This is a genomic window from Porphyromonas canoris, assembly GCF_000769115.1.
In the GTDB taxonomy this organism is placed as follows: domain Bacteria; phylum Bacteroidota; class Bacteroidia; order Bacteroidales; family Porphyromonadaceae; genus Porphyromonas_A; species Porphyromonas_A canoris.
The window spans coordinates 117614-130964 of the sequence record NZ_JQZV01000003.1 but is presented as its reverse complement, the minus strand read 5'-3'; the positions used below and the strand labels follow the sequence as shown (position 1 = coordinate 130964).

Below are 13351 nucleotides of genomic sequence, written 5' to 3'. Positions count from 1 at the left end.
GATCATCTGGACAGCTTCTATTCTTTTTATAACAAGAAGGTACAAAGTCTCTTATTTTTCTCTCATTGGAACAAGATACTTATTAGCAATGATGTGGAAAAGGAACCCACCTACCACAGCAATTAACCCCACAACCAAAAGAGTATTGCTTTGGATATTTCCTCTAAGACCAACAAAGATCAAAATTGCGGCACCGATAAGTTCAATAATGATGCCTAAGTATTTCAGTATGCCCATAATGCTGTTACTTTATATAGTATGTTTATTATTCTTTCTCTAAATTCGTCTCGCTCTATAAAGGCGATATCACTGCAAATAAAGCCATTTTTATTGATTCTACAAAAAAGATTAAGGGAAAAATGCCATTATCTAAATTTCAAAAGAAGATTCTTTCTTGACCCATTCAAAAACGCTTGAATCGTCATTCTTTTCTTACTTGGAGGTTGAAGTTCAAGAAGTTCCACAGACTTTCCGTCCGCAGCAATTACTCTCAAAAAACTCTTTCCATCTGTCTCACATATTCCTGGAGCAGAATTAGAGACATGATCTCCAATTTTCGCATCATACACCTTAAACTGTAAAGAGTTCCCTTCTTCATCTTCACACTCAGCTAAAGCAGCAGGATAGGGAGACATGGCCCTTATAGTAAGCAAGAGGGATTCTGCATTAGATTGTGTAAACGAGAGGAGCTGATCTTCCTTAAAAATCTTCGGAGCGGATGGAGCTTGTGCTGCAGCTATCGGATCTTGTGGAATACCATCTGAAATGGTACCATCAAATAGCCCATCTATGGTTTTTGCTACCAAAAATTTCCCCCTATTCATCAGTTTGTCGTGTAGAGAACCTGCATTATCTACAGGCTCTATATTCACCTCTTCTTGCAACAATATTCGTCCGGTATCTATTTCTTCATCTAATAAAAATGTGGTAATTCCGGTACGTGTTTCTCCATTCTGGATAGCTCTATTGATCGGTGCTGCTCCTCTGTACGCAGGTAATAAGCTTGCATGAAGATTAAAAGTCCCCAGGGCTGGCATATTCCAAACAATCTTAGGAAGCATCCTGAATGCTACTACGACAAATATCTCTGCTCTCCATGCCTGCAAAGAAGATACAAACTTCAAATCTTTAAGGCTTTCCGGTTGCAACAGGGGGAGATTATTAGACTCTGCCACAACTTTCACAGCTGATGGTTGCATCTTGTGTCCTCTTCCGGCAGGTCTATCAGGAACAGTTACCACTCCGGCTATGTTGTATTTCTCAGATACAAGATAGTCTAAAATATGAGCAGCAAACTCCGGTGTTCCAAAGAATACTATCGATCTTTGTTTATTGTTTTCAGACATTTTATTATCCGTCAAAATTGGTTATTAGAAGATCTCTGTAACTATTAAATATTTTAGACTTGGAGACAAATCCCAAATAACAACCTTTTTCATCCAATACAGGCAAGTTCCAAGCCCCTGTGTCATCAAATTGGTGCATCACCTCTTCCATAGTCAAGCTAACATTTACCCTCGCCGGAGGTGATACCATAAACTTCTGCACCAGAAATCTGTCGTATAGTTCTGGGCGAAACATGATGTTCCTAATATTATCCAGCAATACTATCCCAACCAACTTTCTGTCCTCTGTAAGTACCGGAAAAAGGTTTCTTTTACTCTCTCCAAAGACTTGTACCATCTCGCCTAAGGTCATATCCGGCCTAAGCTCACTAAAATCCGTTTCTATTACGTTCTCCACATGTAGAAGTGTAAGGATAGCTTGATCTTTCCTGTGAGTCAGTAGTTTACCTTTCTCTGCTAAACGAAGAGAGTAGATATTATGTGGAAGGAATATCTTATTGGTAGCATACGAACTTATAGAGACCACCATCAGAGGTAGAAACAGATCATACCCGCCGGTAAGTTCGGCAATAAGGAATACTCCTGTCAGAGGTGCATGCATTATACCAGCCATCACCCCTGCCATGCCCATAAGAGCAAAGTTTTTTGTCGGAAGATATGGAGCAAATGGAGCGTAGTTGAGTAAGTATGCAAAAAGGAATCCTGTCAAGCATCCTAAGAAAAGACTTGGTGCAAATACTCCCCCACACCCACCTCCGGAATTGGTAGTTACAGTTGCGAATACTTTCATCAAAATACTCAGAACAACAAATATCGGTAACACCCAAAAGAGATTATCCATATTAGCAAAGATGGTATTCTTCAATATAGAATTCGGATGACCATTAATAAGAGCATTGATAGTGAGGTATCCTTCTCCATACAGTGTTGGTATAAGAAAGATAAGAGCACTCAATATGGAAGCACACAAAGCATAGCGTACCCAATAGCTTGGTATCTTTTTTAAACGTGTCTCAAGAGAAAAAGAAATCTTCGTAAAGTAAAGAGAGACCAAACCACACATCACCCCCAAACATATCACAAACGGAATACGCTCAAGTGTAAACATCTCCGAGTGAGAAAACCCAAACATAGGTTCTGTTCCGAAGGCTACGTAAGAGAGCGTTGCTGCAGTAACAGAGGAGATAAGCAATGGCAGTACGGATGATAGTGTAAGATCCAACATGAGAACCTCTATCACAAATACCAAACCGGTGATAGGAGCCTTAAAAATACCCGCAACAGCTCCGGCAACACCACAACCGACGAGCAACATCAGATTTCGCTGCTCCAACCGGAAAGCTCTACCAATATTACTACCGATCGCGGCTCCTGTCAGAACGATTGGAGATTCGGCTCCGACAGATCCTCCAAATCCAATTGTCATACTTGAAGCAACAAGAGAAGACCACATATTGTGCGGTTTTATCCTACTTTTCTTCTGACTCAAAGCGTAGAGAATCTTTGTAACGCCATGGCTTATATCATCCTTCAGAATGTACCTTACAAAAATTCCGGAAAGCAATATTCCCAGAACGGGAAAGATGAGATAAGAAAAGTTGAGCCGTTGAGTGGCGGTAGTATAAATGACAAAATCCTGAATCTCGTGAATGATAGTCTTAAGAAGACCTGCAGCAAATGAGCTGCAAATACCTATCAAGAATGCTACAATAAGAATAAACAGCCCTTCTTTGATATACTTTTCCCGCCAAAGTAAGACCTTCAGAAAGAACGAATCTATATCTTTTATCAGTTTCATCTATCCTCTTATGATCTTTATAGAACCTTCGACATCAAGTTTAATTATCTTGGAAGCCATAGCAGGATTGCGATCTTGTTGCCTGAAGCTAACCACGTAATCCACTCCGGACTTTATTTCCTCGCTTATCTCCTCAAAGTTTCGAGGAGCACTCTCTCCGCTGATATTTGCAGAAGTAGACACAAGAGGGCGTTTAATTTTGTTGCACAATGCTTTGCAGAAAGCATCATCAGGGATACGTATGCCGGCACTTCCATCCTCAGCCTTCAAGAGAGCACTTACTCCCGTAACATTCGGATAGATAATAGTAAGAGGTTCTGTCGCCAATTCTACCAGATCATACGCTATTTCGGGCACCTCTAGCATATATCTTTCAAGCCATCCGCTGTGTTCCATAAGTGTAATGAGCGCCTTAGAGTCTGCTCGCCTCTTTAGTTCAAAAACCTTAGATACCGCTATATCATTTGTCGCATCACAGCCTATTCCCCAAATTGTATCTGTCGGATAGAGGATCAAACCTCCTTCGAGTACCGTCTTTACAGCTTTTTCCAGATCTTGGGCGTCATAACGTTGTTCTACAGATCTGTCCATTGATTACATTTTTATTATTCTTTAATTATGGATAGCGAATATAGGCATTTCCAAGCAATTGCATGGTCTGACTCGTTAAAATATTTTCCTATCTTTGTGTTTAAGACACGGAAAGATTTCTTTCACGGTAAAAATCTATAAAAGAAAGACTCTCCAAAACTATAAAGATGAAAGCACACAATAATACGCTCATAGATGCTATTCAGGGCTGCCCCATCACTCATACACCGATATGGATGATGAGACAAGCCGGACGCTATCTTCCGGAGTACATGAAGATACGGGAGGAAGTAGGCTCTTTCATGGGCATGTGTACACGCCCCGACATTGCTGCGGAGATTACTCTTCAGCCGTTAAGGCGTTTTCCGTTGGATGCCGTTATTATCTTTTCCGATATTCTTACCGTTCCCGATGCCATGGGACTCGGTCTCTACTTCGAGGAGAATCAAGGTCCTCTGTTCAAGCATCCTATCCGAACGGAAAGAGATATCAAACAGCTGGAGTTTGATAGTCCATTGTCCATGGAGAAGTTGTCCTATGTCATGGAAGCTATCAAGGAGACAAAGAAAAGGCTCGAGGGTGCAGTACCGCTGATAGGCTTTTGCGGCAGTCCTTTTACGCTTGCTTGCTACATGATAGAGGGCAGTGGAAGCAAACGGTTCATACAGACCAGACGGATGATGTACAGCCGTCCGGATCTTTTGCACAGACTATTGAGCGTACTCTCTCAAGCCCTTATCTCCTATCTTGTTGGGCAGGTGCGTGCCGGAGCAAATGTTGTACAGATCTTCGACACATGGGGAGGGATACTTTCCACTCCGTCGTTCAAGACTTTCAGCCTGGCATACACACAGGAGGTCATGGAAGGAGTCCGAAAAGCATTGGGAGAGTCCGCTCCCCCCATTATCTGCTTCACGAAAGATGCTCCTCTTGCGTGGTATAAGCTCTATAAGGAGTCGGGTGCATCCGTTATAGGAGTGGATTGGCGCCACGAGCTCTCTTCCGTTGCGGAGGCTTTGCCTCGGATGCCATTGCAGGGCAATTCGGATCCATTCCTTTTGCTTGGTGATCCGGAAGCCATAAGGGCGAGAGCGCGAGAGATATTGGATCAGGTTCCTGCCGATACGCCTCATATCTTCAACTTAGGGCACGGCATAGACCGAGAGACGCCGGTAGAACACGTGGCGGCATTAGTGGATGAAGTTCGCCGCTACTCTTCTGGAAAGAAACAGCAATAATTTTGTATTTATCACTATATAGTTTTTCACACTAAAACAAATCGTTACACTATGATTCCAAAGACACTTAAACAAGCTATTGACGAACAGATCAAGCTGGAGCTTAATGCTTCCCATATCTATCTTTCCATGTCCATCTACCTTTCCAATGAGGGATGGTCCGGTTTTGCAAAATGGTTTGCAAAGCAAGCCGATGAAGAGTATCAGCACGCCATTACGATGATCAGATACGTCCTTTCGCGCGGAGAGATGCCCATCCTTGCAGGAGTGGAAGCTCCGGAGTCCGACTTCAAGTCCGTCCTACACACATTTGAGAAGAGCTACGAGCACGAATGTAACGTTTCCAAAGCGATCAACAACATCGTAACCATTGCCATCAAGGAGACGGACTATGCCACAGAAAACTTCTTCCGCACGTTTGTGGACGAACAAGTAGAGGAGGAAGAGACTGTTGCGGATATTATAAACAAGCTCAAGCTGATAGATAAGAATCCTGCCGGTCTTATGACATTGGACAGCCAGTTGGGAGCAAGATAAGCCTTGCTCGGCGGCTGCCTTGCACGGGTAAACTTTTTCTTTTACCTTTGTGCCTGAAATTTATGGCGCCCAGATGGTGGAATTGGTAGACACGAAGGACTTAAAATCCTTTAGCCATTGCGGCTGTACGGGTTCGAGTCCCGTTCCGGGCACTTCTAAAGACTCTTGCAAAAGGCTGTTTCATCCTTGCAAGAGTCTTTTTTATACCTGTTTCCCCTGACAACATAACATCTCCGAAGAAAGGAGCTCCACATCATTGTTTCGAGATCTCGGTACTCTGTTTTGCCTCAAAACCAAGCCTCGTATCGGCTCTTCTGTCCCGAACATCTGCTTTTATCTGCGACTGTAACGGAAAAACAGTCCGGAACAACGACTCTTTCAACAAGAAGAATAAACTCTCTTACTAACAAGTAAAAATAGTTTCTAAGTTTTAGACCAATAGTAATCAAACTTTTCTCAAGTGGATCCGGGAGCAAAACGGCTAAGTCTTCAGAGGGAAAAAAAGAAGGTCTCCAAGCGAAGCCACCAAGATGCAGAAGAAAAGCCCCTAAAGTTTCGGAACAAACGCACTATTCAACGACATGATTGCAGGACAGCATACCCGGATTTTGTCCTAAATAGGGGCTAAACATTTCATCTCAGACTATTGATTTTTGCTGCCTTTTTCCGTTACTTTGTCATGAGACGAAGAGACGACAGATCATAGGGGGAAGGAGATGTTTCTGCTCCTCTTCGAACAAAGAAATGGTTTAATTCAACAAAATATTATTCTGCAATTATGTCACTATTTGGAGCAATCAAAGAGAAAGTTTTCAAAGAATTTATTGACATCATCGAGTGGACAGACTCCAGCTCGGATACAATGGTCTGGCGATTTCCTCGCTATCAAGCCGAAATTAAAAACGGAGCGCAGCTTACCGTTAGAGAGACACAGTTGGCGGTGCTGGTTAATGAAGGTCAGTTTGCCGACGTATTCCAGCCGGGAAGATATGAGCTTACAACTCAAAACATGCCCATTCTGACCACTCTTAAGGGATGGAAATACGGCTTCAACTCACCGTTCAAAGTGGACGTTTACTTCGTCAATACAAAAGAGTTTCTGAACCAACGCTGGGGAACATCCAATCCGATCATGATGAGAGACCCCGAATTTGGTCCTATCAGGCTGCGGGCTTTCGGGTCTTTTAATATCCGCATCCAGTCCGACCCGATACCTTTCATCCGAAAAGTACTGGGAACGAACGAACACTTTACAACAGAAGGTATCCGTGAACAGCTGCGCAACTTCGTCATCACAAAGTTTAGCGACTATCTGGGCGAATCCAAGATCGCTGCGCTTGATCTGGCCGCAAATCTCAATGAGTTCTCTCAAAGCCTTTTCGAGAAACTCTGTGCGGACTTCGCAGATTATGGTTTGGATCTGACAAAGTTTCTCATCGAAAACATATCTCTGCCCGAAAGCGTCGAACAAGCCCTCGATCGCCGTACAAGCATGGGTGTGATAGGAAACATGAATGCTTACACCCAAATGCAGTTTGCAAACTCTCTCGAAAAAGGAGCAGTACATGGCGGATCTCCAGCAGGAGATGCAATGGGAATGGGAATGGGCTTTGCGATGGCATCTCAGATGGCTAACCAAGTGAGCCAAGGCTTGTCAGCCTCGCCTTCCGGTCAGGCAACTGGAGCTATGCCTCCTCCTGTACCGGAAGCAGTACTCTATCATGTGGCTCTGGATGGTAAACCGAAAGGACCTTTCTCCAAAGAAGAACTCATCCGGATGCACGAAGCAGGATCTTTATCTCCTGATAGCCTGGTCTGGACAGCAGGAATGTCGGACTGGGCATCCGCTTCTTCCATCCCAGCTCTGAACGAACTTTTCGGAGCAACCCCTCCTCCACTTCCTAAGGAGTAAAGATGTGCAACAGAAAGATTTCATGATCAAACACGATGGATATGGTAGAGACCGATATTGATAGTGCCTTGCAGACAAAGTGTGAGAGATGTGGAAGCTACACACGTTTCGACCCCGAAAGTCAGACTCTCAAGTGTCAGAACTGTGGTTTTACTCAAGCCTTAAACCTGACTCCCGGAAAGATTGTCGAAAACGACTTTGAGTATTGGGCTACTCATTTCAATGGAAGAAAGAAAGAGAAAGAGACCGAAACAGAAAGCCTCCTGAAAGTAAGACAGGTAAGGTGTAAGCAGTGTGGAGCAAAGACATCTATGCCTTCGAACACCAGCGGTATGAGTTGCGCCTTTTGCGGTACTCCCCTTATATTGAGCGAGACAAGCCTTCAATCGACGTGGCTTCCAAACTATGTCCTCCCTTTCTCCATCACCGAAAAGAGAAGCCAAGAGAGTTTTAGGAAATGGATAGGCTCTCGTTGGTTTTTGCCCAATAAGGTCAAAAGAGGAGACATAGCAACCGACTCTTTCAAGGGGATCTATCTCCCTTTCTGGAGTTATGATGCCGACACCGAAACCCAATATACCGGAGAGCGCGGTATAGACAGGACGGAGGTGGATAAAGATGAGAAAGGGAACATACGGCATAGAGCCGTGACAGACTGGTACTATACTTTCGGAGATATCAGCCATAGCTTTGACGATCTATTGGTACCGGCATCTCATACATTGCCCAAGAGCTTGATGAACGATCTCACTCACTGGGATACTAAGAACTGCCTCCCATATAGCCATGAATACATTGCTGGATTTATCACAGAGATATACCAACAAGATTTTCTCGAAAGTATATCGGAGGCAAAAATGAAGATGGAAGCAGAACTTGAGCAAATGGTTCGGAATGACATCGGAGGTGATCGTCAGCGAATCCATTCTATGGATACGGAGTACAACAATGTTATGTTCAAGCTCATGCTTCTGCCCTTGTGGATAAGTGCTTTCAAGTACAATGGCAAGCTCTATCAGTTTGTGGTGAATGGAAGGACAGGCAAAGTCGCCGGTAACTATCCCAAGAGCTTTGTGAAGATATTCTTCTTTATATTGGGAATCTTACTGATAATAGTTATTTTCTATCTCCTCAGCGGAAAGGCATAATATCTGTTCTACTCCTGATACAATCTCTGTAACATACAGTAAGAAAAAATCATCGGTGCTACTTGGCGGTTTTATTGGTCTCGCTACCAATAAAGGATCGTTGAGTAGCACTATTTTGTAGATAAAATACTTTGTGGAGTAGAAACAAAAGAGGAGAGGCAATCACTTCTTCCTCCCTAGCCCCGCAATTCGCCCATAGAAAGAAGAGCGTTCTATCACTCCGGATGTTATGATAAGTGTAACGGCGCAGAGAATAAGCAAAATACCAGAGAATGTTAAGGTATAAACTGGTTCGTCAAACACGATAATTCCGACTGTCACGGCAGTCAGTGGCTCCACTGCTCCCAACACAGAAGTGGCAGTAGAACCAATGGAGCGTATGGCAACAACTAAAGCAAGATTGGAAAGCACTGTTGGAATGAGAGCCAAACCTGCAATATTAAGCCATCCGTCAAGCTGTGGAATGTGAGAAAGTCCGCCCTGGGTAAGACTCTCTATAATCAAAACCATTCCTGCTGCGAGTAGCATCACCCAAAAGGTAAGCACAGAAGCGGAAACGCTTTTAACGGGAGAGTGTTGAACTATTACGATATAAAGCGCATAGGCGAGAGCAGACAGAGCTACGACGATAAGACCAAATGTTTCTATACCTCCACTTCCCTCTCCCCAGACATCCATAATAAATGACACGCCCAATATTGCCATGATAATGGCAAGTAAAGAGACCGGCGAGATGCGCTGGCGGTAGAATATTGCTAAGATAAGGACTAAAAATACAGGATAAAGGAAGTGTATCACTGTGGCTACTCCAGATGGCATGTAGTAGAATCCCCAGAAAAGGAACATAGCTGAGCCAACATACATCATGGCAAGAGCGAATACACTGGGAATTGCTTTCTTCGGCACTTTAAGATTTTTCTTTCTGAAGAAAGACAATAAACCAATGATGAGGGCAGAAAAAAGAAAACGGTAAAAAATAATAGTACCTTTAGAAACACCTATCTCCATAACCGGAAGAGTAAAGAAAGGTATCAATCCAAAAGATGCTGAGGCAAATATACCAATGATCCATCCTCTGACTAATTGCCATACAGAGCTTTTACCATTTTGAATTACTTGTTCCATGACATTTATTGTTGTGAAACAGTTACACATTTACCATAGTTCAGATCAATGTAAATGGGAAAATGATCCGAATATCCGCCGTTATAAAATTCCCCGGATAAGAAGCGGAGAGGTCTGGAAATACTAAATCTTTTATCTTGCAAAAAGAGAGGAGCGTAAACTTGTGCCATCGGGCTCTCTATACAAAGAGTTCCGGACTCTGACTGAACAAGAGAAGGAGAAACAATAATGTGATCCGGAGTCCAACCTTTACCTTGAAAATAGTGTGAGTAGAGACCTCTATCAGAAAACTCTTTACAGAGATGTAGTAAAGAGTCTGATAAAAGAAGTGTCGCCGGATCTTTCGGATCTTCGTTGGCATCTCCCATGATTATTATTTTGGCTTTAGGCTTCCGAGATATTAGATCGCTGAGATGATTACGAATATTCTTTGCTGCTAAAATCCGCTTCTGTTCACTCTCTCTTACACCTCCTCTTCTCGATGGAAGATGGATAGCATAAAGGTGAAGAGAGTCTTTATCAGCCGTCATAGTACCTCTTCTATAGCTAAACAATGTTTCGAGGACGAGGTAAAGCGTATGACGCCCGGGGAAATGTGAAGTATCGGCAACAGAGTAGTTAGGAATATCCTCTCTTCCTATCTTCCTAAACAATCTTCTATCCCACGCAATAGCAACATTGATACCTCTACTATCTTTCCCATTAGTTATATCAAAATTAAAATAGGGGGAACCATCTATATCGTGCTTTGTCCTATATAGTAACTCTTCTACCACTCTACTATTTTCTACTTCACTAAAAGCTATAATACCGGGAAGTTCCCAACCATTGATACTATTGAGCACTGTAGAAATATTAGACAGTTTTCTTTGATACCTTGCTCTATTCCATCTGTATTCTCCATTAGGAGAAAAGGCCAGATCCGCATAGGAACCCGAAGGTATCGTATCAAACAAATTCTCCACATTATAACTCACGACTCTAATCCTTTTGGGAGGAGACCACGAAACAAAAAGAAAAAATAGAAAAAGACCCGATAACAATAATATAAGATAATATTTGCTACCGAGTCTTTTCATATCTCTATTATTATTGCGTTTACAAAAACGCAGCAAAATATTGATCTACTTATTTCTTAGGAGCATGCTTCAATACTTCAAGAAGGTGATCCCACCACATCTTTACAGTTACAATCTCAAGTCTTTCATTAGGAGAGTGAACATCCCTCATAGTAGGTCCAAAAGATACCATATCCAAATGAGGATATTTTTCCTTGAACAAACCACACTCAAGACCTGCATGGATAGCCTTCACTTCCGGAGACTTACCAAAAAGCCTTTCATAAGTTTCCTTTGCAACTTTTAGTATTTCAGAGTCAACATTTGGCTCCCAACCTGGATAACCATCTCTTTCGACAACCTCTGCTCCTGCTAACTCAAACACTGTACGAACTGTCTGACCTGCTGCACGTTTAAGAGACTCGGTACTACTGCGTTGGCTAGTTTCCACAAGGATCTGCTTTTCCTCTTCTTTGATCTTAATAGAAGCAAGATTGTTCGAAGTCTCGACAAGACCTTCAATAGCATGGCTCATACCTAAAACGCCATGAGGACAAGCAATCAATGCCGAAAGAAGGAAATACTTAGTATCCTCATCTATAATGTACTCCGGTTTATCTGTTGTAGATACAGTAAGGGTAACACCCGGGTCTACAGCCTTAAGTTCATTATGAACATCTGCTGCAAATTCATTTGCAAAGATAGCTACTCGCTCTTTTAATTCTGAAGGAATGCCTATAATAGCATGAGCTTCACGAGGAATAGCATTATGAAGATTACCACCTCTAATATCTGCCAAAGTCCAATCTTCTGTAATATCGTTAAGACCTACAAGGTATCTTGCCAAGATCTTATTAGCATTCCCAAGTCCTACATGAATATCTCCACCGGAGTGTCCTCCACGAAGGCCTTTTATATCAACACGCAAATATGTTTTATCTGGACAAGCATAGCCCTTTTGGTAGTCGAAATAAGCAATCTGTCCCATACCTCCTGCGCAACCGATGAACAACTCGCCTTCATCCTCGCTATCCAAGTTGAGAAGAATATGAGAATCTATAAAGCCCTCCTTAAGTTCCATAGCTCCCGTAAGACCTGTCTCTTCGTCCACTGTGAACAGACACTCAATAGGACCATGCTCAATATCATCAGAAGCCAGTATTGCCAACTCTGCTGCGACACCGATACCATTATCAGCTCCGAGAGTCGTACCTTTAGCTTTCAACCAACCATCAACAATCTCTGTCTGGATAGCATCATTCTCAAAGTCAAATACCACATCGCTGTTCTTCTCACAAACCATATCAATATGGCTCTGCATGCAAACAGACTTTCTGTCTTCATAACCGGGAGTAGCTGCTTTTTTAATAACAATATTGCCTACGTGGTCTTTCTTGTACTCCAAGTTGTGTTCCTTGGCAAATGCCTCAAGATATGCGATTATCTTGCCTTCTTTCTTCGATGGACGTGGCACTTTTGTGATTTCTTCAAAGTAGTGCCAAATAATTCTTGGGTTCAGTGTATTCATAAATAAATGATTAATTTTGGTTTGTCGTTGGATGACAACTATTAGTCGGATTATTTTCCATCTCAAAAGTACAAAAAAATATGTCAACTCTCTTACTTATATCGATCGTTATCGTCCTTATTTCAGTTCTTTTACTGGGGATCAATGTCTTTTTCACTAAAACAAGACGATTCCCATCTTCTCATGTCGGGGCACAACCTGCTCTAAGAGAGAAAGGACTCTCTTGCCATAGAGAGCAGCATGCAGATGACTCTGAGAGGAAAAATTTGGAAGAACGCATTAAAGAAGAGGATAATGATGACCAAATAAATTAGATTATATGAGAGATATATTGTATCTTCGCACGCAGATTCCTTTGTTGGTCAATATTATATGTACAACAAGAAGGAATTGGGAGTTAAGATATATAACGTATAAACGCTTACGATGAAAAATTTCAATTACATTTCAACAGCCATATTGGCTATAGCGGTTGTGGTACTATTTGGGCTGCATTTCTCTGGGAACAAAAGTGTTAATAGCTCAACTCAAGAGATTGGCATGGGAGATTCTACTGCTGTTGAAGCGGTAACAATGCCTATTGCTTACATCAATGTGGACACTATTCTTGTTCACTATCATCTCTCTAAAGAGCTTAACGAGCAGATGGTTCGTCGTGCGGAATCTGCACAAGCGACATTGAATCAGCGTCTAAAATCTTTTGAGGCTGAAGCTGCGGAGTTTCAAAGAAAAGCACAAAACCAAGCGTTCTTATCTCCTCAGAGTGCAGAACAACAACGTAATAATCTGATGAAGCGTCAGGCAGAATTGGAGCAGCTTCAACAAAAGCTTTCTGTAGAGTTTCAACAACAACAGTTGGAAACGAACACGGTTTTGAGAGATACCATCATGTCTCAGTTGGCTGCATTCAACAAGACAATGGGGATACAAGTGATCTTCTCCAATACGATGAACGATAATATCTTGCTTTCGGACAAGAAGTACGATATAACGGCTAAGTTCCTGGAGTATCTCAACAGCAATCATACTCCGGCTACGGCTGAAAAGAAATAACAGACAAAATCAAAAGC

At 42.4% G+C, this 13351-nt stretch carries 13 protein-coding genes and 1 tRNA gene; 7 read left to right on the top strand and 7 right to left on the bottom strand.

Translation table 11 applies throughout. From position 1 onward, the window contains the following. Positions 1–51 precede the first annotated feature (51 nt). From HQ43_RS01285 to HQ43_RS01270, 4 genes are all read right to left on the bottom strand, one after another. Positions 52–237, bottom strand: coding sequence for a hypothetical protein (locus HQ43_RS01285; protein ID WP_036788723.1), 186 nt, complete (start codon positions 235–237; stop codon positions 52–54). A gap of 128 nt (positions 238–365) precedes the next feature. Next, complete coding sequence (gene fmt, locus HQ43_RS01280) at positions 366–1346, bottom strand: methionyl-tRNA formyltransferase (protein WP_036788720.1); 981 nt, start codon at positions 1344–1346, stop codon at positions 366–368. Positions 1347–1350: 4 nt separating this feature from the next. Continuing rightward, a complete protein-coding gene (locus HQ43_RS01275; RefSeq protein WP_036788717.1) occupies positions 1351–3144 on the bottom strand; it encodes a chloride channel protein in 1794 nt (597 codons plus the stop codon). After that, positions 3145–3735 carry an L-threonylcarbamoyladenylate synthase gene (locus HQ43_RS01270; RefSeq protein WP_036788715.1) on the bottom strand — a complete coding sequence of 197 codons (591 nt, stop codon included), beginning with the start codon at positions 3733–3735 and terminating at the stop codon, positions 3145–3147. It abuts the gene before it with no gap. A 167-nt stretch (positions 3736–3902) separates the two neighbouring features. Between HQ43_RS01270 and hemE the strand changes: the two genes are divergently transcribed. The 5 genes from hemE (at position 3903) to HQ43_RS01240 (ending at position 8570) form a co-directional block, all read left to right on the top strand. Further along, positions 3903–4973, top strand: coding sequence for a uroporphyrinogen decarboxylase (hemE, locus tag HQ43_RS01265; RefSeq protein ID WP_036788713.1), 1071 nt, complete (start codon positions 3903–3905; stop codon positions 4971–4973). A 51-nt stretch (positions 4974–5024) separates the two neighbouring features. Then, positions 5025–5510, top strand: coding sequence for a ferritin (locus tag HQ43_RS01260; RefSeq protein WP_036788711.1), 486 nt, complete (start codon positions 5025–5027; stop codon positions 5508–5510). A 67-nt stretch (positions 5511–5577) separates the two neighbouring features. Then, positions 5578–5662: transfer RNA gene (locus HQ43_RS01255), tRNA-Leu, on the top strand. Between the two features lie 626 nt (positions 5663–6288). Then, positions 6289–7422, top strand: coding sequence for an SPFH domain-containing protein (locus tag HQ43_RS01245; RefSeq protein ID WP_036788705.1), 1134 nt, complete (start codon positions 6289–6291; stop codon positions 7420–7422). 35 nt (positions 7423–7457) lie between these two features. Continuing rightward, entirely contained in the window at positions 7458–8570 is a 1113-nt protein-coding gene (locus HQ43_RS01240) for a hypothetical protein (RefSeq protein WP_036788702.1), read from the top strand. Positions 8571–8732: 162 nt separating this feature from the next. Here the strand turns inward: HQ43_RS01240 and HQ43_RS01235 are convergent, their stop codons facing one another. The 3 genes from HQ43_RS01235 to HQ43_RS01225 all read right to left on the bottom strand — a co-directional run bounded on the left by HQ43_RS01235 (position 8733) and on the right by HQ43_RS01225 (position 12281). Then, the gene (locus HQ43_RS01235) at positions 8733–9695 is read right to left on the bottom strand and encodes a DMT family transporter (protein ID WP_161785859.1); all 963 of its coding nucleotides are present in this window, start codon (positions 9693–9695) and stop codon (positions 8733–8735) included. Positions 9696–9700: 5 nt separating this feature from the next. Then, on the bottom strand, positions 9701–10672 hold the full coding sequence (locus tag HQ43_RS01230; protein ID WP_152567446.1) for an endonuclease/exonuclease/phosphatase family protein: 972 nt from the start codon (positions 10670–10672) through the stop codon (positions 9701–9703). A 151-nt stretch (positions 10673–10823) separates the two neighbouring features. Next, positions 10824–12281 (bottom strand): aminoacyl-histidine dipeptidase, encoded by a 1458-nt coding sequence (locus HQ43_RS01225; protein WP_036788696.1) that lies wholly within the window; start codon positions 12279–12281, stop codon positions 10824–10826. Between the two features lie 80 nt (positions 12282–12361). Between HQ43_RS01225 and HQ43_RS01220 the strand changes: the two genes are divergently transcribed. Together HQ43_RS01220 and HQ43_RS01215 are read left to right on the top strand one after the other, a co-directional pair. After that, a complete protein-coding gene (locus HQ43_RS01220) occupies positions 12362–12595 on the top strand; it encodes a hypothetical protein (protein WP_036788693.1) in 234 nt (77 codons plus the stop codon). Between the two features lie 112 nt (positions 12596–12707). Beyond that, positions 12708–13334: an OmpH family outer membrane protein gene (locus HQ43_RS01215; protein WP_036788689.1), complete on the top strand. Its 627-nt coding sequence runs from the start codon at positions 12708–12710 to the stop codon at positions 13332–13334. Positions 13335–13351 lie beyond the last annotated feature (17 nt).

What these genes read in the sequence shown, in the direction of transcription:
- HQ43_RS01285 (WP_036788723.1), bottom strand. Translation starts at nt 237, where the DNA reads ATGGGCATACTGAAATACTTAGGCATCATTATTGAACTTATCGGTGCC.
- fmt (WP_036788720.1), bottom strand. Translation starts at nt 1,346, where the DNA reads ATGTCTGAAAACAATAAACAAAGATCGATAGTATTCTTTGGAACACCG.
- HQ43_RS01275 (WP_036788717.1), bottom strand. Translation starts at nt 3,144, where the DNA reads ATGAAACTGATAAAAGATATAGATTCGTTCTTTCTGAAGGTCTTACTT.
- HQ43_RS01270 (WP_036788715.1), bottom strand. Translation starts at nt 3,735, where the DNA reads ATGGACAGATCTGTAGAACAACGTTATGACGCCCAAGATCTGGAAAAA.
- hemE (WP_036788713.1), top strand. Translation starts at nt 3,903, where the DNA reads ATGAAAGCACACAATAATACGCTCATAGATGCTATTCAGGGCTGCCCC.
- HQ43_RS01260 (WP_036788711.1), top strand. Translation starts at nt 5,025, where the DNA reads ATGATTCCAAAGACACTTAAACAAGCTATTGACGAACAGATCAAGCTG.
- HQ43_RS01245 (WP_036788705.1), top strand. Translation starts at nt 6,289, where the DNA reads ATGTCACTATTTGGAGCAATCAAAGAGAAAGTTTTCAAAGAATTTATT.
- HQ43_RS01240 (WP_036788702.1), top strand. Translation starts at nt 7,458, where the DNA reads ATGGATATGGTAGAGACCGATATTGATAGTGCCTTGCAGACAAAGTGT.
- HQ43_RS01235 (WP_161785859.1), bottom strand. Translation starts at nt 9,695, where the DNA reads ATGGAACAAGTAATTCAAAATGGTAAAAGCTCTGTATGGCAATTAGTC.
- HQ43_RS01225 (WP_036788696.1), bottom strand. Translation starts at nt 12,281, where the DNA reads ATGAATACACTGAACCCAAGAATTATTTGGCACTACTTTGAAGAAATC.
- HQ43_RS01220 (WP_036788693.1), top strand. Translation starts at nt 12,362, where the DNA reads ATGTCAACTCTCTTACTTATATCGATCGTTATCGTCCTTATTTCAGTT.
- HQ43_RS01215 (WP_036788689.1), top strand. Translation starts at nt 12,708, where the DNA reads ATGAAAAATTTCAATTACATTTCAACAGCCATATTGGCTATAGCGGTT.